This is a genomic window from Streptomyces sp. NPDC005151 (assembly GCF_053599875.1).
The window spans coordinates 1-22,897 of the sequence record NZ_JBSFYR010000106.1 but is presented as its reverse complement, the minus strand read 5'-3'; the positions used below and the strand labels follow the sequence as shown (position 1 = coordinate 22,897).

Below are 22,897 nucleotides of genomic sequence, written 5' to 3'. Positions count from 1 at the left end.
CGCCCGTCGAGTACGAGACCAACCACTACATGGAATCCACGAAACCCCAGGTCACAACCACCATCTGAGATCTCTACCGAACCCGGGGCGGTTCAGGGTTCCACCAGGGGTCGAGTGCTGCGAGTGCGTGTTCGTGGGGCCAGGGTCGGCCGGTGCGGCGTACGTGGGCGTTGGCGCGTTTGCGTTGCTCGTACAGCCACCAGCCCAGGGGGAATCCGTTGTGTTCGGTGTCGTAGTGGGCGGTGCCGAGGCCGTCATGGGTGTCTGCGTAGGAGCGGGCGTAGGGCAGGCCGCCGTCGATGGATGACGAGACGGTGGTGGGGCGTGGGCGGCTGGCGCCGGCTCGGGGACGCCTGCGTGTTTCCTGCTGGGGCCGGGCGGCGTGTGCGTCCTTCGGGGTGATGCCGAGATGGGTGAGGAGTTTTCGTTGGCCTGGGTGGAGGTCGTCGTAGTTGATGCATTGGGTGAGCAGCCATCTGGTGGCGTCTGGGGGGAGGCCGGGGAAACCTGCCGTCGCGTTCAGGATGCGGCCGCGGTTCTCGGCTTTGACGGTGTGGTAGGCGGCTTGCCATGGCAGGCCCCAGGGCGGGTTCCACCAGGGGTCAATGGCGTTGAGCGCGTCGGAGCGGTTGCGGGGGAGTCTGCCGTCGGTGGCTCGCTTGCGTTTGTCGGCGAGCCATGTTCCGAGCTGGTAGCCGTCGTGGCTCTCGCTTCTGGGTACGGCGAGGTGTCCGTGCCGGGCGGCGTAGGAGCGGGCGTGGTCAAGGCCGGTGTCGAATGAGGCTTGCTGGGTGACGCGGCGGGGCCGTGCGGTGCGGGCGTCGGCGGCGGTGATGCCGAGCTGTGCCAGCTTGTGCTGTTGCCCGGGGTGGAGGTGTGGGTGGCCGACGCATTGGGTGTAGAGCCATTGCCCAGTCCAGTCGGGGGTGCCGGGGAATCCTTGCTCGGGGAGGAGGTCGAGGCCGTCTTCGACGAGTTTGCGGGCTGCTCGGTGGTTGATCTGCCAGTCCGCGTTCCACGGTGGGATCCACCAGGGGTCGATGGCGGCCAGGAGCGGGTCGGCTGGGTAGGGAGAGGTGAACTTGGAGGTGTGGAGGTTGGCCTGTTGCCGTTGGCGGCTCAGCCAGGTGCCTATGGGGAAACCTTGGTGACGGTCGGATGGTGATGTGTTGAGGTCGCCGTGGAGTGCCGCGTAGGAGTGGGCGTAGTGGAGTCCTGTTTCCAGCGACGGGCTGGCAGTGGCGGGGTTGGGCCGGGCGGTTGCGGCAGCCTGCTCGGTCAGGCCGACGGCCGCGAGTTGCTGACGCTGTTCCACGGCCAGGCCGGGATAGGTCACGCATTGGGTGTACAGCCATTGGCCGAGTGCGTCGTCAAAGGCGGTGAAGGCGTTTTCTGGAGCGAGGATGTGGCCGGAGCCGACGAGGTCGCGCACTGTGTAGCAGGTCCGTTGCCAGTCGGAGGACCAGGGCGGTGCCCACCACGGATCCATTGCGTCCAGTTGTCGTGCGACAGCGTGGTCAAGTTCGCCGCGTCTGGCCCGTACGCGGAGGTTGGACAGCCATTGGCCGATAGGGAAGCCGTCGTGCGTATCGGCAGCGCTGGCACATAGGTGCCCGTGCTGCTTCCAGTAGGAGCGGGCGTGGTCCAGCCCCTGGTCACGGGCTTCAGCGAGGTTGCGGCGACGCGGTCGTGCGCGGCGGGCCGTTTCGGCGGTGATGCCGATTTGGGTCAGCAGTTTCCGCTGCTGGGGGTGGAGGCTGTCGTAGTTCTGGCACTGCTGGTACAGCCAGGTGCCGAGATTTTCACTGGTGCCGGGGAAGCCCTGCTCGGGTGCGACGGCCCCTGATCCTGGCAGCCGTCGTGCGCGCAGGTAGATGCGCTGCCACAGCGTGCTCCACGGAGGATTCCACCATGGGTCGAGGCCGGACAGGGCCCGGCTGCGCTCGGGGGGAAGCTGGGGGCCTGTGGCGCGCTGGTTGGACAGCCACAGGCCGAGTTGAAATCCGTCCTTTTCGTGCCGGTAGGGAATGCACAGGTGTCCGTGTTCGGCAGCGAAGGCCCGGGCGAGGGCGAGGCCGCGGGCGAACCCCTGTGCGGTGTCGGCCTCGGCGTCGGCGTCTGCTTTGTCCGCGGTGCCTTCGGTTCGGGAGGGCCGGTCCGGATTGCTGCTGGCAGAGGTTGGGGTGCGATAGGCAGGCGCGACCCGCCACATGCTCACGGTGCGCTCGCGTTCACCGGCGCGGGAGCGCCAGCATGCCTGGAGCCACGCGATGAGCGGCCCGGAATCACTGTCGGCCAGCACGCTGGCGAGCCAGGGCCGTCGTAGCCGTAGGGCGAGTTCGCGGATGAAGGATGGCGTGTCGGCGGCAACGTGCGGCCGGTGCGTGCCGGTGTCGGCCAGGACCTGGTGCTGCCAGAAGGGGCTGGCCAGCAGTCCTGCGAGGGCGACGGTGTCGGGGTAAGTGACCGCATCCCGGGCCGCACGTGACGAAAGCTCGGCGGCGGGGTTGGCGCGGGCCAGGCTGTCCAGCCGCTGCGCCCAGGCGGTTTCCTGCGGCCGGGCGGCATCCCACCAGGTGGCGATGATGGCCTGCGCGACCAGGTAGGCGTCTGCGGCATTCTCCCGGCGGCGTAGCAGCGCCGTGTGGCGGCCGCGGGCCTGTACGGTCTCGGGCAGTTGGGCCAGACTCAGCTGGCTGCGGCCTGAGTTCTCATCCGGTACGTCCTGCGTGCCTGGCAGCCACATCTGGTGGCGAACACAGAGGCGCTGGTGCGCCGCCATGTACAAGCGCGCCGACTCGGTTCTGCCGGTACGGGCGGCGGCACAGCGCGTGCAAGCGGCGCCGGTGGGCGAGATGGAGCCGGCGCTGTAGAAGGTGACTGCGGGACCGGTGTCGTAGCGGCCCGCAGGTTCGAACCGGGTCCAGGCAGGCAGGGCCCGGCGCAGATGCTCCGGCGGTACTCGCGACAGAGTGGCGAAGCGGGCCCGGGCGTCGGCGTTGAAGTACACCTCGCCGTCGGCCTTCAGCGAGGACATGGGCTTTCTGTTGCCGAAGGCGAAGAACTCCGCGATCACGTCGGTAGCCGAGACCCCAAAGCGGCTGGCCAGGCGTTCTACAAAGGACAGCGTGGTCTCCCGCGGCAGCGGCCGCACGCCTGCCGCGCACGGTATGGAGGGGAACAGCAGGGACGACGGCCCGCGTGCTGGCGGTACGGTCACGGACGGTGCTCCCGATTTCCGTGAACGGGCGCCCGCGGGCAAAGGCGATCCGGTGCCCGACCGCAGACGCCGCTGGAGCGGCGGGTCAACGCTTATCCCCGGCGCGCTTGGCAGCAGCGCGGCGCTGCGCTGGCACGGGCTCAAGCAGTTGCTGCTCTGCGCGGATGTCCAGCTCGACATCTCCCAGCAGGCTCTTCGTTATGGTCTCGGTCCCGTCCATGATGGCCGTCACGGCGGCTTCTCGGAGCAGGTGAGACAGGCTGCCGATCACTCCTGCGGTGCGGCGGTGCAGGTAGGCGGCCTGTCTGGCGAGCGACCCCGGGCGGTGGTTCCGCAGCCGTAGTGCGCTCTCCAGGTCACGGACCAGTTCCTCCCAGACCTCGCGCTGCGCGGCGGTGCCGTAGGGCAGCGGGTCGTTGCGCAGCAGCTTGAAGCGTCCCGCGAGTTGCTGCCCGCGCGGCCCGATCAGCAGTGGCGAGTCATGCACATCGACGCCCGCGTAGACAAAGGTGGCCGGGATCCGCTCGCCCAGATGCTTGATCTGATCCGAGGTTTCCGCACCGGAACGGGTGCGGGTGTCGAGCAGATGGATGTCGTCGACCAGGACGAGCTGGGTGCGCAGCTCGCACAGCGTCGCGCATACGGCGTCGGTGATCGCTGCCTGGTTCATGCGCTGCAGGACCGGCAGACCCAGGAACCGGGCGAATTCGGTGACCAGCATCTTCGGGGTCGACGCAGGCGGTACGGAAACGAAGGCCACCGGAAGCCGGTCTTGAACACCCGGATGCTTGCGCCGGTCCGTCAGCTCGAAAATCCGCCCCAGTTCCATGAGTGTGGTGGTCTTGCCGGTGTTCGGAGGCCCGGAGACGATCAGCCCGCGCCTCGCGGTGCCGCGGTGGCGGCGGTTGACCAGCAGCATCCGCTGCAGCTGTATTGACACCCTCTCCATGGCGGGAGTAGCCACCACGACGAACTGCGAGTGGTAGTCCAGCCGCTGCTCCCGGCTCCAGCCTGAGTCATCGGCCACCGCTGTGGCCGGTGCGCTGTCGACGTAGCGCTGCCAGCCCACCCAGGTGCTGACCGGGTCGAAGGCATCATCAACATCCGGAGTAAATTCTGCTAGAGCCACTGGTCGGCCTCCGCATAGGGGTTCAACAGGCGGGATGTATAGGGCCGCACGTCACCGGACGACGTGTCGTCGCGCTCTTCGCCTTCGTCGAAGCCGGCAAGGTCGTCGTGCGGCTCCTCCGGGTCGAGATCGAGCTGTCTCCTCTCACCGACGTCCGGTACGAAGTCAGGAGGCGAAGGCTCCTCTGCAGTCCCGGCTGTCGGACCGCCGACGGCTACAGATGAAGTGGCAGAGGCGCGAGCCGCCACCGTGCGCTCGCGGCGTGTACCTTCTCCGGCGCCCGCTCGCCTGAGCAGCGCGTCCAGAGCACGGGCCAGGGCGAGCTCGTGCGCGTCGCGGTCCGCGGTGCGCGCTACTGTCTTGCGGATGTGCCGCCAGGTGTAGTCGGTGAACGGCATGTTCACCTGGGTGGTGTGGATCCACGGCACCTCCACGAAGCCGTCCGGCAGCCGCACCCAGATCCGTGCCGGTTCGTAAGGGTTGTAGTGGACCTCCCAGCGCTCGCCCCTGGCAGAGCTGCCCGATCGGCGCCGCCGGTGCCCGTTGAGGGCCTTGCCGTCGTAGGTGCGGTAGTCGAAGCGAATGCCGTAATCGTTGATGACCTGCCACCTCACCGGCAGCAGCTCGATGTGGTTGTCCGGTGCCAGCGGCACGGGCACATATCCGGTGACGCCCACCAGCGCGGCCCACATCTGGATCGGTGACAGTTCCAGATGAGGCAGGAGGGGATGCCTCAGCGACGAGTGCTTGCGCGCGTGCCACCCGGCTACCAGCCATTCGTCGAACAGTTCCTGCAACTGCGGCAGTGTCCACCGGGCCTCGTCCTCAACGCCCTTTCCGCGCTCGGTGGCATTGGACCCGGTGTATCCCGCGACGTACTGGCAGAACTGCTGATTGACCGACTTGAACGTGCGCTCCACGTGGCCCTTCGCCGGACCATTCGCCGGCGGCGCGGGCTGCAGCGACACCCCCAGGCTCCCGCACGCTGCCAGGAACGAGGAGGAAACGAACACCCGTCCCTGGTCCACGATCACCGTTTCCGGCACGATCACAGGCCGGGCAGCGGCTCCCTCCAGCCGCTCGTCCAGACTCAGCAGCCGCTCGTAGGGGACCACCGACCGCTGCAGTGCCAGCGTCGCGTCCCAGCCCGGACGCATCCGCATCGGCGCCACCATCTCCGCCAGCAGCACCGCCGCATCCACCGCGCTGGTACCCGGCGGCCGCAGCACTGCGGCACAGATGCTCCGCGTCGCCACGTCCACAGCCAGCGTCAGCTCCGGCCGGCCTGTCACCCCGTCCGCCAGCACCGCCACCACATCCAATGGAGTGCTGTCCATCATCACCATCTCGCCAGGCCGCAGCGCCACCGTCGGCACGAACGGAGGCGCCGGCCGCGACGCATGCCAACGCCGCTGCGCCGCCGTACCCAACAGGCCCTGGCCATCGGCCAGCGCATGCACCAGCCGGTTGAACGTCGACTGCGGCGGCACCCCCACCGCCCCCGGGCCGTGCTGATCCTCCAAGAACCACCGCACCTGGTCGCGCAGACGCGTCAACGTACCCGTGGACCGGTCCCGCTGCTCCTCAAGCACCGCCACCACCGCGTCCACCACCCGCGGATCCGCCCGGCCCACCGCAGACCTGGGCCGGGTGGTGCGCTGGTCCACCAGACCCCACACACCCTGGTCCCGGTAACGCACCCGCATCCGCCGCACCGTCGCCACGCTCGTCGGCAGGCCGCCGGCGGTTAGTTCCTCCGCCTTGGCAGCCTCCCGTTGCGCCAAGGTATGCACCGCGGGGTCGTACCGCGGCCTGGGCGTCCCGCCCACCGGGTCAGGGAGGCCCGTTTCCACCTCTCGCACGTGCCGCTCCCAGCTCAGCGCCTGCTCCCGCACGGGATCAGGCAGCACGTCGAGCAGTGCGAACGGCGGCACCTGACGTCGGGGAGCGCCGCAGACCTCGAAGTGCGGGTCGGCGAACAGGTGGGGGAGTGACACAGCCACGACCGCGCCCGCATCATCGACCAGCCGCCCCCGGACTCCCTCCAGAACCGCAACAGTCCATGTGCGTTTGTCCCAGCGCACCTGATCGCCGACGCTGAGCATGCCGCGTTTCACGCTGCCACCCTTTCGGCGGCGGCACTTGCGACGGCCCGCTCGTGCAGGGGAAGCTCCAGGTTCGTGTTGAGTACCCCACCCCATAGGGCGTGGAAGACAGCCGGCCATACAGCAATCGGATCCCCGAGCCGCGAGACACCCTCCTCAAGCGGCTGCGGGCGGGCGAAGCACGCCGCGACCTCTGCCATCCGGCCGCTGCCACCGTTACGGGGATGGCGGTACCCCGACAGCCACCGGACATTGGCGGCAACCACCGGCTCCGGCGGTAGGGCGATGCGATAGCGCCACCCGGCCGCCTCCACCACTGCCCTCACTTCTGAGGCTCGTTCCTTCAGCCGCTTGGAGACCCCGTCGCGTCCTGCGCAGTCGACCAGCACACCGCTGCCATCCCGGAGCCGGGCCATCAAATGCGGAGTGTGCACAACGGTCTCACCGCCGTGCCCCAGCCATGCCAACTCCACCGGGCTGCACGCCATCGAAACCACATCCGGATCACGGTCCAGCAGCATGACTTGCGTGCGCATCGCCCCGAACCCGTAGTGCACCAGCTGTCCGGAGGTTGCCGACCACCACCAGCCAGGTGCCACACGGCGCCCCCGACGTACGGGGAATATCCGCACCGGCGTCAGCTCTTCGAGCGCGAGCCCCTGCGCGACGTGCAGCCATGGCAAACGCTGGAATTCTCCGGCAGCGCCGACGAAGCGCGCCTCGATTCGACTGGTCGCCGCGATGGCATCCGTCGGCGGCAAGAGGGTGTCCATGACCACCAGCCAACATCGACTCAGTTGAACTGCACACTGTCCACTTAGAACGAATATCCCGCCGAATTCTGAACCGGACCGCCTTGCCCGCCGACTGCTTCTCTGCACCCGCGTGTGCCATGTGCGGAACCGGGCATGGGCCACCTGAGACTTGGCGGCGGCTGTTCGCCAGACCGCCCTATGCCGGTCGGCGCGCGCGGCCGAAGGTGTAACTGGCAAGGCCCGGCTGGGTGGCCGCGTCTTGAAAGTGCGATGGAGTCATGTGCTGGTCGACAGCCCCTTACAAGGTCAGCATCGGCAGGATGGGGTGGTCGAAGCCAGGTGCGCTGCGTTGCGCGGTCGTAGGTCTCGGCTGCTCCCACCCGAACGGGTGAAGGTGCCGTTGTTGCCGCCACTACCTGTCCCACCGCAAGACGACGACGGCCGCCGGACCGCGCGGTTCCGTACCCACGCGTCGGTGAACCGGTCTTCGCCCTGACTCGGCGTCGTCAGTAACGTGGTGCTACAGACCGTCTGATTTCAGTCATTCTCGCCAACTCTGCCTTTCTGTGCCGGTATCTCTGAAACCGTTCCTGCTTGCAGTGGGTGATCGCTTAGTTACTTAGTGGATCTTAGATGGGGGCGAGGGCCGTGTTGGAACAGGCGCAGCTGGTGGGAATGGCGGGGGCGGCCGCAGCTGCATTGGTTGCGGAGATGACCAAGGAGAGCTGGGCTTCGATGCGCTCTCTGGCCGCTCGGTTCTTCCGGCGTGGTGGCCAGGAGGAGGAAGAACGCCAGCTCGCCCGGCTGGACGCCGATCAGGTGCAGGCGGCCACGCTGGATCAAGCGGCCCTGCGCGAGAGATGGAACCGGCGGCTGCTGACCCTGGTGGAAGACTTCCCCGAAGCAGCCGACGACCTTGCGGCCATGGCGCGCCGCAAGCCGGAGGAGCAGCAGGGTGGGGTGAACCAGAGCGCGGAGAACAACACCGGTTCGGTCATCCAGATCGGTAGGGACAACTCCGGCGGTCTGAACACGGAGCGAAGGTGACCACGCCGGACGGGCAGGGCCTGCCCCAGCCTCGCACCAGCCCGCCGCCTTTCGGACAGTCCGCCGTCGGCAACGCCGGCCCCACCGTCCAGGTCGGCGGTTCCAATACAGGCAACATCAACATCACGGACCGACCCAAACTACCGGTCATTGCCATTCCGCGAGGTGACCGGGAGGCGGCCCTGGAACCGCTCTGGGCACACACTCCCACCCCGCAGCAGGCCGCAAATGTCCTTGCTGCACACGGCCTTGCCGTCATCGTGGGAGAACGCGGCACGGGACGGCGTATCTCGGCAGTCCGCGCCCTGCACACCCACCTTTCCACCCCCGCAGGACCTCCCCAGCTCTACGATCTCGCAGCCGACTGGGAGGACGACGAAGTCCCGGAACCGGAAGTCCTGCCCGAGCCGATCGCCGGACACGGCTACCTGATCGATGGGTCCTCGCGCCTGATGTCCGAGAACGCCGCCCGCGCTCTGATGGCCTGGGCGGAAAGACTCCACGCAGGCGGCAGCTGCCTGGTCATCACCGGCAACCAGCGGGACTGGCGAGGAGACAGCCGCTTCGAGATCGGAGCAGTACGCCCCGACGCAGTCCAGGTCGCCCGCAACCACCTCGCTCACGCCGGCAGCCACGCGCAGGCGGGGTGGCTGCAACAGGATGCCCCGCGCGCTGTGTCACGCGGCCTGCTCCGCCAGGCCGCCCCCGGCCGGACCGTCGGAATCCTGTCCGACCTCCTCACCCGCAGTGTCAGCCCCTTCGATGCTGCCGCGATTGCCGGACGCCTGCGCAACATCGACCCCGATCGACTGGCCCTGGCTGTCGAACGCAGAGAAAACCCACCCGATTCGCCGGAGTACGAGCAGGGGGTCAGGGAGCTGCGGCGCATCCGGGAGGAGGTCCTGCTATGGACCAACTTCCTGGAGCAGACGCTCACCGGCACAGGCACCCGCGGCCAAGACCGGATGATGCTGCTCGCCGCCGCCTACCTCGAAGGCGCCCCCCTCGAACTGTGTATCAAGGCGGCCACCGCGTTCGGCTCCCGCGACGAGGCACTCGCACGCCGCTACCGGGAAGGCCGCAGCCCCCGGCGCCGGCTGGCTGACGTCGGTGTCGACATCACTGCCAACGACACAGCTGCCTTTCACAGCCGCCCAGGCCTCGCCCTCTCCGCCATCCGTATGGACTGGCACCACTGGGCCGACGAACGAAAAGAAACCAGGGAGTGGCTCGCCCGCATCACGGCTCCCGAGGGCGTCGCCAAAGACTGGGCTGAGCAGATCGGATCCCGGCTGCTGGAGCTGTCCATCACAGAGGTGGAATCCCCCTTCTTCACCATCCTCGACACCTGGACCACCACCCCTCCCGACGAACAACGTCTCCGCACCGTCACCGCACTCATCACCCGAGCTGCGGAAACCGAAGAACTCGCGCGAGCCGCTCACAAACAACTGCTGGACTGGGCGGCAAAGGGCCACGCGCATCGGCGGAAGGTCGTCGCCTGGGTCTGCAGCGGCCGCTACGGCATGCGATGGCCGCACATGGCGCTCGTTCGGCTACGCCACATCCTGGCCATCGACGACGAAGCAACCCGCATCGCAGCGACCGCCCTGACAGCCCATGCGGCCGCGAGTACCGACGGGTTGCGACGAGTCGTCGAGACGGTCGAGACCTGGTTCGAGAAATACCCGACTCATCTCGCCGGCCCCCGGGCTTTCCTAGCACTCACCGATCCCACCCACAGCGTCGTGGACACCCTGATGAGCGCGGCACAGGCAGCCCCCGCCATCCGGGACTTCCTGATCAACGGCTGGATGCAGACACTGCGACAGCCAGACGTGCGCGACTACGCCCACCAGGTTCTTCTCGGCTGGGCCCGAGCCGCCCACGAAGGCCGGCTGGACCGCGCCGCCACCTTCGGCATCCTCACCGACGTCCGCAATGCCCACACCCCCCTCGACGCCATGTCCCGCTTCTTGTACGGGAGCCCGGACCGAGACGACCACGCTCTGATCGAAGCGCGCTTCGCCCTGGCCAACCTCCGGGCCTGCAACCACACCCGCTGCTCCGAACCCCACTGCCCACTCAGGGAAGTTGCCGGCCCTCTCCCGGACACCAGCACTGCCGGAGGCGCAGGTGACCCCCGATCATGAAACCTCCGCAGGACAACATCACATCAAGTTCCCGCTGAGCCGGTGGCTGCTGGCACCACTGACCACATGGCGCGCCCGACGTACAGCAACCGCATACGGACCCGGCATGGACGCACGCACCGCCTGGGCGCTGGCCCGGACAGCTACTCACCCCGACGAGATCTCCTTCGCCATGAACCATCTGAGCCAAGACAAAGAAGACGATTCATAACCCATAAACCACCTGCTGTCGGCCACCAGTTCGGTGGCATCGGTGACACCCTGCGATCGGACGCGCGTACGGGAGGCGGCGGGGCTGGGTGGGCGATTCTGTCCGGTCTCGCCGCTTGTTCCCGCTGCTCACCGGCCGAGGCGGATGCCCGGCCACCACACGAACTTGAGGCCGTCCAGCAGGATGCCCTCCATTTCCTTCTCCCACCGGTGGCACAGACCCAACGGATCGGTCTCCATCCGCTCCGGGATGGCCAGGGTCTCCGATCAGCGCGTACCCCGCCGCGCGAGGCGGACTTACTGCCCGGCCCGTACGCGCGCAGCAGCTCCTCCAGACGCGGGCGGGTCGTCGAGGATGGCATCGGGATCGGCGAAGCCGGCGCTCTCGAGGAACACGACCAGGTCGTGGTCCCGCCCACGAGTTCAGGGCCGCCTGATGTCCGAGCGGCCCGGCGGCCAGGTCGCCCTCTTACGTGCGTTCCCTCTGCGAGCGAAGCTCACCGCGCGGCACCCGCACCCGCTGCTCACCCGTTCCGGCGTCCGGTCGCCGTTCGGCGCTTGTCGCCTTGCTGATCTCACTCGCGGACGGCTCCTGCCCTAGCCCGGCCATCAGCACCTGCTGGTACTCCTCGGCCGTGAGCAGATTGTCGATCCGCTCCGGGTCGGAGACCTCCATCTCGATCAACCACCCGTCATGGTAGGGGTCGCTCGTGAGCAGTTCCGGTTCCTCGGCCAGTGTTTCGTTGGCCGCGACGACGGTTCCGGACGTCGGCGCGTACACATCGGTGACCAACGTGGTCGACTCGTACTCCCCGAACGTCGCCCCGCCGTCCAAGAGGGTCCCCGCCGCGGGAAGCTTCACGGCGACCAAGTAGCCGACCTGGGGCTCCGCGGGCGAAGGTCTGGAAGTGGCAAGGGAACCTCGTGGTCGGCACGTTCGACCCGTGGCTGTGCGACGACCGGACAGGCCGCAGACCTGGATCGTCGTCACCGCCGGCCTGTGGACCGAATCGCAGCTCTTCGACGAAGAGTCGGCAGCCCGTCTCGGTCACGCCGACTTCACCCCGCACCGCCCGCTGCTCTTCCTTCCCCGCCCGCCAGGGCCGGCGACGTTCACCGCCCGCGCGGAGTCCGGCTCATTCCCCCACAAGAGCACCTCCAGGACGAAGGCCGCCGACGCCATCGCAACAGCCCACCAGTGGACGGCCAACGACCCCGACAACCTGGCCGACCGGGTCGCCCACGACCTCACGCTGCTGTGGCCGCACCTCACCCCGCGCGCATGGCCCGCACCGTGAACGGACCCGGTGGACCTTCGCCGTCTGAGCACTATGATCGCGCACGGGGAATACGGGGGCCGATAAGGGGGATCGGATGGCGGAAGACATCAGCCCATTTGCAGCGACAGCATCGGCGATGGGTTATCTCTACCAGCTCCGTATCGCTCTGGTGCGCTGCACGGACTTGCTGGAGAGCGGGGCGAGTTGGACGGTCGCTCTCGAGGCCGGCGACGATATCGAGTGCGTCCAGGACGAGAAGACGGGTCTGTGGCAGCTCAAGCACCGTGCCGAGGGCGTCCGGATCACCGACGGCACTAGCGATTTGTGGAAGAGTCTGCGGGTCTGGGCTGTCGCAGCCAGGGCTGGGGTGATCGATCTGGACACTGCCGATCTGTTCCTCCTCACCACTGCTGAGGCGCCACCAGCGAGTGCTGCGATGCATCTGAGCCCCGCCCCCGACGAGCAGCGTGACCCTGTCGAAGCGCATCGTCTGCTGGGGGTGGCTCGCGATGCCGCCCGCGGAAGGCAGCAGAAGAAGGCAGTCGCGAACCCGGACGCCACGGTAAAGCCGTCCGAGCTTTACCTGGCATGGGATGCGCTGGGGGGTCCCGAACAGTTGCGGCTGCTTGAACGTGTCCAGATCCTGCACGGCGCTGAGGACATCCATGCCACCGGTACCAGGCTGCAGGGCCGGGCGGCGATCGCCGTCGGCCATCAGTACGCCGCCTCTTTCCTCGAGCGTCTCGAGGGCTGGTTCTTCCAGCGCGTCATTGCCCAGATGGGAACCTCAGCAGGCCCCGTCACTGGCATCGAATTCGACGAGGCGTTCAGCTCGCGCCGCGATCAGTTCCGCCCTGACAACCTGCCGATCGACACCGATGTGATCAAGCTGCCGGACGAGTCCCACCTCCACTCGGACAAGACGTTCGTTCGACAGCTGGGCCTGGCAGGTGTTGGGTCCGCCCGCGTCCGCATCGCGGTACGCGACTGGCTCCGCGCCTCCACCCAGCGGAACCGATGGTCCAATGAAAACCTGCTGCGCCCCGGTGAGATCGACATCTACGAGCGTCGTCTGACCGAGGAGTGGGAGGTCCGCTTCGAGGCGATGCGGGACGACCTCGGTGAACAGGCGGCCGAGGAGGCGATGGCCGCCGCCGCGAAGGCGCTCTACCGCTGGGTGGAGCAAGAGGCTCGCTACTCAATCCGCCCCGGCTGCGAGGAACCCTTCGTCACCACAGGATCGTTCCACATGCTCGCCGAAGGCCTCGATGTCGGCTGGCACCCGCAATATGCAGCACGCCTGATGACGCTGCTCGAGCCCGCGGGGTCCCGCCCATGACCTATCCCCGATTGGGGCGTGGCGAGCGGGCCCTGTTCAACCCGGCGTTCATGGGGCTCGTCTGCGCACGGGCGGTGCGCGAGCACCGAGTCCACAACGAACGCTGCTCCCTGGCCATCGCAGTGACCGCCGCCATCATGGCACTACAACCCGGAATCCGCGCCGTGCTGCCCAAGACCACAAACGCCAGCGTCGCCAAATGGGTTGAGGACAATGCCGAGATCCGGATCATGATGGCCGCGAACACCACCGCACTGGCCCCAGTGGTTCGCGCCGGACTGCTCTTCGCCACCCAGACCGGTGTTCTGATGGCCCACCCGGACGCGACCGTGAGTCTGGCGCGCCCTCGCGCCATCCCTGCCCAGCCCCGTGGCGCAGCGCCTATCCCGCTCGCGATCCAGAAAGCGGCCGGCATGTTCGGCCGATGGCTGCCAACCGCCGGCAGCACCTCCACCACACTGACCCTGCTCGGAGTGCGTCCGTGACCTGCCAGATCAGCAGCATCGTCTTGTACGGCAAGCAGCCCGACCAGGTGGAAATCCTCCCCTTCATTCCGGGGAAGCTGAGCATCGTCACCGGCGACTCCCGCACCGGCAAGACATCCATAGCCACCATCACCGACTACTGCCTGGGCAGCACCAACTATCCGGTCAAAGCCGGCGTCGTCCGCGACTACGTCCAAGCCTACGCAGTCCAGCTGGTAGCAGGAGACCGGCAGCTGTTCACCGCACGCCCGGCATCCACCACCACAACCGCGGCGCCGCGCCTGTGCCTGATCTTCCAGTCAGCAGGCTCCCCGCCACCGGCCATCGATGAGCTCGACTTCACCATCCCGCTCGATGTCGCCCGCAACATGATCACCGAGTTCTGCGGCATCGACCGCAGCGTACGCATCCCCACACGCGGCACGGCGCTCAACCCGTCGATCCGACACGCCCTCTTCTTCTGCTTCCAGGGGCAGAACGAGATCGCCAATCCCGAGCAGCTCTTCCACTCACAGGGCCAAGAGTGGAGGTCCTCTGCGATCCGCGACACGCTTCCGTACTTCCTCGGCGCGGTCGACCCCGCCCAAGCAGAACTCACCGCGCGCCTGAAGACAGCTCGTCAGGACCTCAAAGCCCACGCACAAGAACTCGCCGAAGCCAGCCGGCGCACCCCCGCCCCAGGCATGGCCCGCGCACTGGTAGCCGAGGCCATCCAAGTCCAACTCCTCCCGCCCCAGCCCGAGGAACCGGATCTCCCCACAGCCCTCACCCTCCTCAGCGAAGCACTCGAATCGGCTCCCCAGAACCTCACCGATCTGCCCGGCGAGGACCCGCTGGCACTCCTGGAGCGGGAACGGGAGGGCTTGCGGACCCAGTACAACCGCATCCGCGCCCAGATCGGCGATCTGAAGGCGCTACTGTCCGACAGCGGGGACTACCTCGGTACCGCCCGCGACCAGCACGACCGCCTTGCCTCCCTCGGCCTGTTCACCATCCGCCCCGATGACCCGGAACAGGCGGCCTGCCCGCTGTGCGCCTCCCCGGTCACACCGGCCCACGAGATCGCCACCCAAATCCGCGACGACCTCGCACGCCTCGACGACGACGTCGCATTCGTCTCCGACGACACCACACGCACGCGCACCTTGATCGAGGAAGCCCAGCAACAACAGCGCGAACTCAACACCGCTCTGGTCCGCAACCGGCAGGCACAACAAGAACTGGCCGCCGGCATGAGGCAGGCCAACGCGCTATCGAACCAGGCCCTGCGCGCCGCGAGCGTACAGGGACGCATCAGCCTCTACCTAGAAACCGCCGCCCTTGCACAGACCGCACCCGCCGTGCCCGACCGGACAGCCGCGCTCACCCAATTCATCGGCGAGATCGAGGACGCCCTCGGCGAGGACACCCAGGCCGACCGCCTCGCAAGCTTCCTGTCCCGGATCAACCAGAAGATCACCACCAAAGCCCGCGCCCTACGCCTCGAACACTCCCAACACCCGATTCGCCTCGACCTCGCAAAGCTGACCGTCATCGCAGACACCCCGCGCGGCCCCGTCCCCCTCAGCGATATGGGAAGCGGTGAGAACTGGCTCGGCTACCACATCGCAACTCTGCTCAGCCTGCACGAATGGTGCACCGAGCAGAACCGCCCCCTTCCGCGCTTCCTGATCCTGGACCAGCCATCCCAGGTGTACTTCCCATCCGACTACGACGGGACCGCACCCGAACTCGTCGGCAGCGATCGAAACATGCTCCTCCGGGCATACCAGGTCATCGCCGACACGGTCGAGCTACTCTCCCCCGGCTTCCAAGTCATCGTCATCGAGCACGCGGACCTGGACGGAGAGCCCTTCCGTAGTGCTGTCGTGAGGCGCTGGCGCGGCACCGGAACCGGACTGGTCCCAAATAGCTGGATCGACACCGCCGGGTGACGGCCGTGGGGCGTAGGACGACTACGACCACAAGGTGCGGGTGGAGTCCGGGGCATGGCGAGGCGGCGGCCGACGGGTCCGGAACGGGACGAACGGTGCGGCCGCCGGGATGCCGGCGAGAGCCTGTCGTGCTGCCCAGTCTCAGCGCCTCCCGGCCGTCCCGTGGCACGACGCTGGTGGTGCGCCGCTTCGGCTTTTGGTGGCGCCGTTCTTCTCCGCTGCCTCCCGGGCCGCGACGTGGGCCTGGCGGGCGAGGTCGACGCCGCTCAGCTCGGTGGTTATGCGATCAGCGCCCCGGTGGTGTTGCCGTCCAGCGGGCGCGCGGCGAGCTCGCGCAGTCGCGGCCCTCCGCTCGGTCCGGGCCGGTGCGATGTGCCGGTTTCATGTCAGGGCGAGCACCGCTTCCAACCAATCATCGGAGGCACCACTGTCAGTGGCGGCATTCATACTGGCTGATTAAGCCGCAACGCGCGGTCACACCTGGCCCATCTGGCACAGGCCCCACGCTGCGCGGAATAGACAAGGGCAACGTGGCCCTTGGAGGGGAATGCCATGCTGGTGACGTCGGTTGAGATCGAGGCGTTCCGCAACATCACGAACAAGCAGGCCATGGCTGTCGACCCAGAGGTCACGTGCCTGATCGGCAAGAATGAGTCGGGCAAGACGACGGTTCTCAAGGCTCTACATCGGCTGAACCCGGCCAACAAGGCGGACGACTTCCATGTCACTACCGACTATCCGCGGCGGAACCTGGCCAGGGACCGGCGTACGAAGGATCTCGACACAGTCGCTCCTGTGACGGCTGTCTTTGAGCTGGAGGACGCGGACCTCGAAGCCATTGAGGAGCTGGTCGGCGTACGGCCGCCGGCGAGGGCGTGCGTCAAGGCGTCACGCCTCTACGACGGCAGCCTCCGAGCCGATGTGTACTGCGCCCTCGAGGACATCCTGGCGGACGTTTTCGAAGAAGCCGGCGTCGACGATGAGGACGACCAGAAGGCCATCACTGGGGACCACACGACCATCGAGGCCGTGAGCGCCGCGGCGAAGGTCCGAGCCAAGGAAGCGGGCAGCGGCAAGAAGACGGCCCGGGTCAAAGCGATCGAGAAGGTCCCGGCCGAGCTGGACCGGCGCAAGCAGTACATCGAAGGGGATCTTGACGACGACCAGCATGAGCAGCTGATCGATCTGCTTCCGAAGTTCTTCTACTTCTCCACCTACGAGATGCTCCCGGGGGACTGCGACCTCCACGCACTCGCCGAACGCGCGAGGACCAAGCAGTGGGGGCGCGGTGACGAGACCATGATGTCCCTGCTGCGCCTCGCTGGTGAGGGGCCAAACGACTTCTTGGACGAGGACTACGCCAGCCGCAAGGCCGAGCTCCAGGCCGCCAGCCTGGACCTGAGCGCTCAGGTCTTCGAGTACTGGAAACAGAACGAGGACCTCACGGTCGTCTTCGACACCGACCTGATCCCCATGCCACCGGACGTCAATGGGCAGCCGCAGCCCCACCATCGGCTGCTCAAGATCGAGCTGCGCGACGACCGGCACGGCGGCGTGGAGACCAACTTCTCCACCCGCTCCACTGGCTTCCAGTGGTTCTTCTCCTTCCTCGCCGCATTCAGCGCCTACCGCGATACTGATGAGCGCGTCGTCGTCCTGCTGGACGAACCAGCCACCAGCCTGCATGGCGAGGCCCAGGGCGACTTCCTCCGGTACGTCTACGGCGAACTCGGACCCAAGCAGCAGGTCCTCTACACCACCCACTCCCAGCACATGATCGACCCCACGCGGTACGAGACCATGCGTGCCATTCACGACCAGGCGACCCGCGCAGACCCGAACCTGGGTGTGGTCATCACCTTGGTCAGCCTGTCCGCAGACCCCAAGACGATCCTGCCGGTGGAAGCTGCGCTCGGATACTCCGTGGCGCAGCACCTGTTCCTCGGAGCCGGCCCGCTCCTGGCAGTGGAAGGCAGCAGCGACTTCGTCTTCCTCATGCGCATGTCCGACTATCTGGTCAGCCAGGGCCGCACCGGCCTCGACCCCCGGCTGGCCATCATCCCGGTCGGCGGCATCGGTAACATGCCGGCCTTCATCGCCGTCATGGGACGCCGGCTGTCCGTCCGGGCTCTCATCGACGGAGCCGAGACCACCAAGGTGACCGCCAAGGTCCTCAGCGCTGCCGAGGCCGCCGAAGTCGACACGTCCCACATCACCGTCATCGGCCAACTCGACGGGCTCCCGGAGACGGCCGACATCGAGGACCTTTTCTCCACCAAGGACTACCTCTGGCTCTACAACAGGGCTACCGAGGTCACCGTCAACGAGGAAGACCTGATCACCCCCGACAAGCCCCTCCCCATTCTCAAGCGCATCGGGATTGCCCGGGAGAAGCACCGCAAACCCCGGGACTTTGACCACGTCGGCCCTGCGCACCAGCTCACTCGGGACAAGGACGCCTTCTTCGTGCAGGTTGACGACGACACCCTCGACCGCTTCGAGACGGTCTTCAAGAAGCTCACGAACTGAACCTGCAGACAGCACGAGACCCCGGGCACGGCCATGACAGCCCGAATCTCGCGCGTGTCCGGCAGGTTCAACGCCCGCCGACGGCTGACGTCATGCCCACACCACGCCCAGATCCCGCAGCGCATCCAGCTGCTCCTGGGTGAGCTTGTCCCGCCTCTGTTTGCTGTTACTCAGAAATACGCCCAGCTTGACGATCACCGGCTCCGCCTCGCCGTCGATCGCGATCGGCTCACCGTGCCCGCGCGGCACCGGCCGGTCTGCGCCTTCCCGCTCCACCCATTGCGTGAGGGCCGCCAGGCCCCGCTGGAACGCCTGCTGCGCCTTCCCCGAGCCCTTCGATGCACCGACCGCCGCCAGGGCAGGATGGGGAGCCTCAGCGCCCTTGATGCCCAGCGCGGACAGCCGCTCGCGCTGCTCGGTCGACAGCTGGGCCCACGTGCCCGGCTCCTGCTGCCGCCACCGCCACTTGCCCACGTCGTCACCCTCGAAGGTGACGCCCGGCGCGATGTAGGGCAGCACGCCGTCAGCGTCGACCAGGTCCGCCAGGACGCGGTAGTGCCGCTGCCAGTCCAGCGGCCACGGGCAGTCCCAGTCCGGGGCGATCGCCGTCAGCTGCTGCGCGCGCTTCGCCGCCCGCTCCGGGTCCTTCCCCAGGCCGCCCTTCCGGCGCAGGTTCGCCATGTGCTGGCCGACCGGGACCATCGCCTCGCCCTCGCCCCACACGGCGTCCTGACGAGGTGCGAGGTGCCCGGTGGCCCGCCGGTAGGACCGCAGCGCGCCGAGTTTGTTCTCCCACGCCTCCTCGCCCGGCTCCCACACCATCCCGGCATCTGGTGCGTCCAGCAGGGTCTTCCGCCGCTCCTCCAGTTCACCGGCCCGCAGCGCCTTCCTCTGTTGGTGCACCCATCGACCAAGCGGAAAGTCTTTCGTGACCCCCACCTCGACCTCGACGTCGTAGGGCACGGCGTAGAGGCCGGTGATTTCGTTCTGTGCCCGCCAGCGGATGAGGGCTTGGTAGCCCTCGAGCCACACCAGGGACTCCGGCCGGTACACCCGCGTCCGCAGGAAGGCCGCGATGGTGGCCGCGTCGCGCGGGCTGGAGAAGTGGAGCAGGGCGGCTTCGGCGGCGGCCTGGGTGTCGTCGTCCTCCTGGTGGTCCTCGCCGTCGCCCTCGCCGCCGGTCCCGATGATCCGTCCGTTCTCGTCGCGTCGGATGTGGATTTTGCGTTTCCCGCTGGTGAGGGCGCGGGAGGCGAGCTGCTCGACCAGACGTTCATCGTGCGAGCGCAGGCCCTGGAGGACCGCTACAAGGGGGCGGAACGAGGCACTGGCGACCATGTCGGTGGGGTCCTCGCCGGGCTCCAGGAACACCGGCACGATGATCCTGGCCACCTTCGTGGAGCCGTCCTTGTTGAGCCGCAGCGCCCGGCCGATGTTCTGTACGATCTCCACCTGGGAGCCGCGGGTGTCGGCGAAGCACACCGCCTCCACGCCTCGCTCGCCGGTGATGTCCACACCCTCACCGAGCACGCGGCAGCTGGCGAGGAACGCCCGGTGCACCCGCCGGCCCGAGGCGTCGATCCCGTTGGCGAACTGGCGCAGGGTCTCGCGTCGCTCGCTGACGAGGTGGTCGCCGCATAGCCATGCTGACCAGACGCGGTCCGGGGGTACGTGGCGGCCGGCCTCCAGCTCGTAGAACTCCGCGTCGATCGACGACGCCGGGAGCTTGTCGGCGGCCGCCAGGTCGGCGTCGGAGGCGTCGTTCATGTACAGCTCGGCAGCGGTCTCAGGCAGCTTGTCCGCGAACGCGCGGGCCTCTTCGACCTTCTGGTGGAACGTCATGACCGTACGCAGGTTGTACGCCGCCGCGTGCTCCAACAGGGCGGTCTGCAACAGAGCCAGCCGCCGGCCCCGCTGCGCCTCCTCCGACTCCCCGAGAACCGGCGAGGGATCGCGGATCTCCAGGACGTCGATCTCGAAGCCTGCGAGGATCTCGCGCTCGATGGCCTCGCTCAGCCCGAGCTCCGCGAGCCACGCGCCGTAGGTGCCCTCCGGGTCGTCCGACATGGTCGCGATCTCCGCCTCCTGGCCGTCCGCGCCCTTCTGGGGCCGGGCTGCGGCGAGGATGCGCGGGGTCGCGGTGAGGTAGAGCCGGAAGTCCGCCGGGATGCGGGCGTTGTCGTGGATCGCCGCCCACGGCCGACCAAGATCACCAGCGGTTCCGTGCGCCTCATCCACGATCGCGAGGTCGAACGGCCTCATCTGCTGCCCATACAGACGCTCCCCGCCTGCCAGCGCGGCCTCCAGCGGCCCGCGAACCTTTCCTCGCCCCGTCGGGTCCTCCGGGTCCTCGCGGTCCACCAGGGAGGCGTACGTGGCGAACACTACGATTGGCCCCTTCCCGGCCCACAGGGCGAGCTGGATCGGGTTCGTGGTGGTGCGTACGCCCAGTTCGTTCAGCACCGCGTCGTTCTCCAGCGAGCACACGGCCGCCATCGGGGCCCGGTGGCCCACCAGGTGCCATGCCTGGGCGGTCTGCGCGAGCAAGTCCAGGGTCGGCACGGTCACGAGGATCCGGCCGTCCGCGAACGACTCCAGCGCGCACGCGGCGGCTGTGATCGTCTTGCCCGAGCCGGTCGCGGACACGATCGTGCCCCGTCGGCCCTGGGGCGGCACCGGTGACCGTGAAGGGAAGCCGGCCCACTTCCGGAAGGCCGCCTTTTGGGCCACCTGGTGCTCGCGAAGCTTGATGACGGGCATGGATGTCCTCCCCCCGGGTCAGTGCTGCGGATCGTTGCGTCGGTGTTCACGCCGGAGGTCGTCCAGGGTGCGCCCGTCGGGCAGGTGCCACAGCGTCCAGCCGTTGATCACGTTGCCGGTGATCGCTTCAGCCGCTTTCGACGGGGAGGGGAACGGGGAAGCGTGCCCGTCGACGATGAGTTGCCCCTCGGCAGTGATTACGGCTCGCCCCCTGCGGTTGGCGCGCCGCTGATAGAAGGTGAGCTCGGTGCCCGCGCTGAGCAGGCCGACCTGCAGAAGATCGGCGAGTGGACCGTGGGGAACGACTGGACTGGCTGTGCCCTTGGGGGTCTCGTCGCCTCCGCCCAGGGACAGGGTCAGGTGGACGGTGTCATCGCCGGTCGCACGGGCGAGATGAGCGAAGACGGACGGGTCGAAGTGAAGGCTGACCGTGGGCATTAGCACTCTCCATGTGACACCGAGTTTGACTTCTATTTTAAGTTGCTAAGGAGAGCTTAACCACTGAAGAACGAAGCAGTCAAGGAGTGGATTGATGCGGTCCCGCGCTCACCCGTAGTGCCCCAGATGCGGGCTGGCCCGGCTGCCTGTCCAGTCGCTGGCTATCACTCGCAGTCCGGGTTCTACCGGTGTTCACCGGTCTCGACTTCCGTAGGGCCCAACTACTAGATTGGGAACGATAGTTCGATTTATTTGGTTACGGGAAGCGATCGAAAGTCATCGAATACCGGCTCTGGGGCCCGGTACACCCGCCGCCACGGCATCGTTAAGCACTGCACACCGTCACGCCCGCCCCCTTTCGCCGGCGGTGTGGACAACGCACATGGCACCAGGAGGAGATCAGTGAGCGACCGCAGCTCCATCGAATGGACCGAAGCGACCTGGAATCCCACCACCGGCTGCGACCGCGTCTCCTCCGGTTGCGACAACTGCTACGCCCTCACCCTGGCGAAGCGTCTGAAAGCCATGGGGGCAGCCAAGTACCAGAACGACGGCGACCCCCGCACCTCCGGTCCCGGCTTCGACGTCACCCTGCACCCCGACGCCCTCGACGTCCCCTACGGCTGGAAAAGCCCCCGCGTGGTCTTCGTGAACTCCATGTCCGACCTCTTCCACGCCCGGGTACCTCTCGACTTCGTGCGCCAGGTCTTCCAGGTCATGGCCGACACCCCACAGCACACCTATCAAGTCCTGACCAAGCGAGCCCGCCGCCTTCGCCAGGTAGCGCACAAGCTGGACTGGCCGACCAATCTGTGGATGGGCGTCTCCATCGAGACCGAGAAGGAACTGGCGCGCGTCGACGACCTGCGCGAGGTACCTGCCGCGGTCAGGTTTCTGTCCTGCGAGCCTCTGCTGGGCCCCTTGCCCGGGCTCAATCTCGAAGGCATCCACTGGGTTATCGCGGGCGGCGAGTCCGGCCCCCGCCACCGCCCCCTGGACGAGGCATGGGTCACCGGGATCCGGGACACGTGCCAGGAAGCAGGCGTCGCCTTCTTCTTCAAACAGTGGGGCGGCCACACCCCTAAGGCGGGGGGACGCACCCTCGCCGATCGAACCTGGGACGAGATGCCGCAAGCCGTCACCGTCTGAGCACCCGAAGCGGGCAGCACTACATTTCAGGCAAGAGATCCCAAGGTAAGTAAATGAAGTACAAAACTGACGCCTGCCCCTCACACTGAGCGCATCCACGGAAGCGTCACGTCACGCAGGGGGCGGATCGACATGAGCGCATACGACGAGGTGTACGAGGAAGACGCCGTACTCGACCTCAGCGGCGAAAGCCTCGGCGAGGAGGGCGTCGCCAGCAGCAGCCCCTTCTTCGTCAGCAAGAAAGCCGCTGCCGTCCTCAAGCACGAGATCCTGAGCCTGGATCCACCGGCTTGATGTCTGTGGACAGTTTCTCGGGGAACGAAGAAGTGCCTTGTGACCTGCGATGATGGGGTTTCTCTAGGAC

At 67.5% G+C, this 22,897-nt stretch carries 16 protein-coding genes; 9 read left to right on the top strand and 7 right to left on the bottom strand.

Annotated elements, in window-relative coordinates:
• Positions 1-73: 73 nt before the first annotated feature.
• The 4 genes from ACWD6R_RS34675 to ACWD6R_RS34660 all read right to left on the bottom strand — a co-directional run bounded on the left by ACWD6R_RS34675 (position 74) and on the right by ACWD6R_RS34660 (position 7,227).
• Entirely contained in the window at positions 74-3,220 is a 3,147-nt protein-coding gene (locus ACWD6R_RS34675; protein WP_451822368.1) for a helicase associated domain-containing protein, read from the bottom strand.
• Positions 3,221-3,305: 85 nt separating this feature from the next.
• Positions 3,306-4,349 carry a TniB family NTP-binding protein gene (locus ACWD6R_RS34670; RefSeq protein ID WP_451822367.1) on the bottom strand — a complete coding sequence of 348 codons (1,044 nt, stop codon included), beginning with the start codon at positions 4,347-4,349 and terminating at the stop codon, positions 3,306-3,308.
• Positions 4,340-6,454 carry a transposase gene (locus ACWD6R_RS34665; RefSeq protein ID WP_451822369.1) on the bottom strand — a complete coding sequence of 705 codons (2,115 nt, stop codon included), beginning with the start codon at positions 6,452-6,454 and terminating at the stop codon, positions 4,340-4,342. The genes ACWD6R_RS34670 and ACWD6R_RS34665 overlap by 10 nt, the downstream gene beginning before the upstream one ends.
• Positions 6,455-6,462: 8 nt before the next feature.
• Positions 6,463-7,227 (bottom strand): TnsA-like heteromeric transposase endonuclease subunit, encoded by a 765-nt coding sequence (locus tag ACWD6R_RS34660; protein ID WP_451822366.1) that lies wholly within the window; start codon positions 7,225-7,227, stop codon positions 6,463-6,465.
• Positions 7,228-7,944: 717 nt separating this feature from the next.
• Between ACWD6R_RS34660 and ACWD6R_RS34655 the strand changes: the two genes are divergently transcribed.
• Complete coding sequence (locus ACWD6R_RS34655) at positions 7,945-8,256, top strand: hypothetical protein (protein WP_451822365.1); 312 nt, start codon at positions 7,945-7,947, stop codon at positions 8,254-8,256.
• Complete coding sequence (locus ACWD6R_RS34650; protein ID WP_451822364.1) at positions 8,253-10,409, top strand: hypothetical protein; 2,157 nt, start codon at positions 8,253-8,255, stop codon at positions 10,407-10,409. The genes ACWD6R_RS34655 and ACWD6R_RS34650 overlap by 4 nt, the downstream gene beginning before the upstream one ends.
• A 679-nt stretch (positions 10,410-11,088) precedes the next feature.
• Here the strand turns inward: ACWD6R_RS34650 and ACWD6R_RS34645 are convergent.
• Positions 11,089-11,610, bottom strand: coding sequence for a glycine cleavage system protein H (locus ACWD6R_RS34645; protein ID WP_451822363.1), 522 nt, complete (start codon positions 11,608-11,610; stop codon positions 11,089-11,091).
• Here ACWD6R_RS34645 and ACWD6R_RS34640 point away from each other — a divergent pair.
• From ACWD6R_RS34640 to ACWD6R_RS34620, 5 genes are all read left to right on the top strand, one after another.
• The gene (locus tag ACWD6R_RS34640; protein ID WP_451822362.1) at positions 11,564-11,917 is read left to right on the top strand and encodes a hypothetical protein; all 354 of its coding nucleotides are present in this window, start codon (positions 11,564-11,566) and stop codon (positions 11,915-11,917) included. The two genes, ACWD6R_RS34645 and ACWD6R_RS34640, sit on opposite strands and share 47 nt — an antisense overlap.
• 76 nt (positions 11,918-11,993) lie before the next feature.
• Complete coding sequence (locus tag ACWD6R_RS34635) at positions 11,994-13,238, top strand: ABC-three component system protein (RefSeq protein WP_451822361.1); 1,245 nt, start codon at positions 11,994-11,996, stop codon at positions 13,236-13,238.
• Positions 13,235-13,723: a three component ABC system middle component gene (locus tag ACWD6R_RS34630; protein WP_451822360.1), complete on the top strand. Its 489-nt coding sequence runs from the start codon at positions 13,235-13,237 to the stop codon at positions 13,721-13,723. Before ACWD6R_RS34635 ends, ACWD6R_RS34630 begins: the two co-directional genes overlap by 4 nt.
• On the top strand, positions 13,720-15,657 hold the full coding sequence (locus ACWD6R_RS34625; RefSeq protein ID WP_451822359.1) for a DUF3732 domain-containing protein: 1,938 nt from the start codon (positions 13,720-13,722) through the stop codon (positions 15,655-15,657). Before ACWD6R_RS34630 ends, ACWD6R_RS34625 begins: the two co-directional genes overlap by 4 nt.
• Before the next feature lie 552 nt (positions 15,658-16,209).
• Positions 16,210-18,186, top strand: coding sequence for an AAA family ATPase (locus ACWD6R_RS34620; RefSeq protein WP_451822358.1), 1,977 nt, complete (start codon positions 16,210-16,212; stop codon positions 18,184-18,186).
• A 90-nt stretch (positions 18,187-18,276) separates the two neighbouring features.
• Here the strand turns inward: ACWD6R_RS34620 and ACWD6R_RS34615 are convergent, their stop codons facing one another.
• Together ACWD6R_RS34615 and ACWD6R_RS34610 are read right to left on the bottom strand one after the other, a co-directional pair.
• Positions 18,277-20,946, bottom strand: coding sequence for a Helicase associated domain protein (locus ACWD6R_RS34615; protein ID WP_451822357.1), 2,670 nt, complete (start codon positions 20,944-20,946; stop codon positions 18,277-18,279).
• A gap of 18 nt (positions 20,947-20,964) precedes the next feature.
• Positions 20,965-21,384: a restriction system modified-DNA reader domain-containing protein gene (locus ACWD6R_RS34610; protein WP_451822356.1), complete on the bottom strand. Its 420-nt coding sequence runs from the start codon at positions 21,382-21,384 to the stop codon at positions 20,965-20,967.
• 402 nt (positions 21,385-21,786) lie between these two features.
• Here ACWD6R_RS34610 and ACWD6R_RS34605 point away from each other — a divergent pair, with 402 nt between their 5' ends.
• Both ACWD6R_RS34605 and ACWD6R_RS34600 read left to right on the top strand, forming a co-directional pair.
• On the top strand, positions 21,787-22,533 hold the full coding sequence (locus tag ACWD6R_RS34605; protein WP_451822355.1) for a DUF5131 family protein: 747 nt from the start codon (positions 21,787-21,789) through the stop codon (positions 22,531-22,533).
• A gap of 132 nt (positions 22,534-22,665) precedes the next feature.
• The gene (locus tag ACWD6R_RS34600) at positions 22,666-22,827 is read left to right on the top strand and encodes a hypothetical protein (protein ID WP_451822354.1); all 162 of its coding nucleotides are present in this window, start codon (positions 22,666-22,668) and stop codon (positions 22,825-22,827) included.
• Positions 22,828-22,897 lie beyond the last annotated feature (70 nt).

What these genes read in the sequence shown, in the direction of transcription:
- ACWD6R_RS34655 (WP_451822365.1), top strand. Translation starts at nt 7,945, where the DNA reads ATGCGCTCTCTGGCCGCTCGGTTCTTCCGGCGTGGTGGCCAGGAGGAG.
- ACWD6R_RS34615 (WP_451822357.1), bottom strand. Translation starts at nt 20,946, where the DNA reads ATGCCCGTCATCAAGCTTCGCGAGCACCAGGTGGCCCAAAAGGCGGCC.
- ACWD6R_RS34635 (WP_451822361.1), top strand. Translation starts at nt 11,994, where the DNA reads ATGGCGGAAGACATCAGCCCATTTGCAGCGACAGCATCGGCGATGGGT.
- ACWD6R_RS34610 (WP_451822356.1), bottom strand. Translation starts at nt 21,384, where the DNA reads ATGCCCACGGTCAGCCTTCACTTCGACCCGTCCGTCTTCGCTCATCTC.
- ACWD6R_RS34630 (WP_451822360.1), top strand. Translation starts at nt 13,235, where the DNA reads ATGACCTATCCCCGATTGGGGCGTGGCGAGCGGGCCCTGTTCAACCCG.
- ACWD6R_RS34665 (WP_451822369.1), bottom strand. Translation starts at nt 6,454, where the DNA reads ATGCTCAGCGTCGGCGATCAGGTGCGCTGGGACAAACGCACATGGACT.
- ACWD6R_RS34620 (WP_451822358.1), top strand. Translation starts at nt 16,210, where the DNA reads ATGCTGGTGACGTCGGTTGAGATCGAGGCGTTCCGCAACATCACGAAC.
- ACWD6R_RS34660 (WP_451822366.1), bottom strand. Translation starts at nt 7,227, where the DNA reads ATGGACACCCTCTTGCCGCCGACGGATGCCATCGCGGCGACCAGTCGA.
- ACWD6R_RS34600 (WP_451822354.1), top strand. Translation starts at nt 22,666, where the DNA reads ATGAGCGCATACGACGAGGTGTACGAGGAAGACGCCGTACTCGACCTC.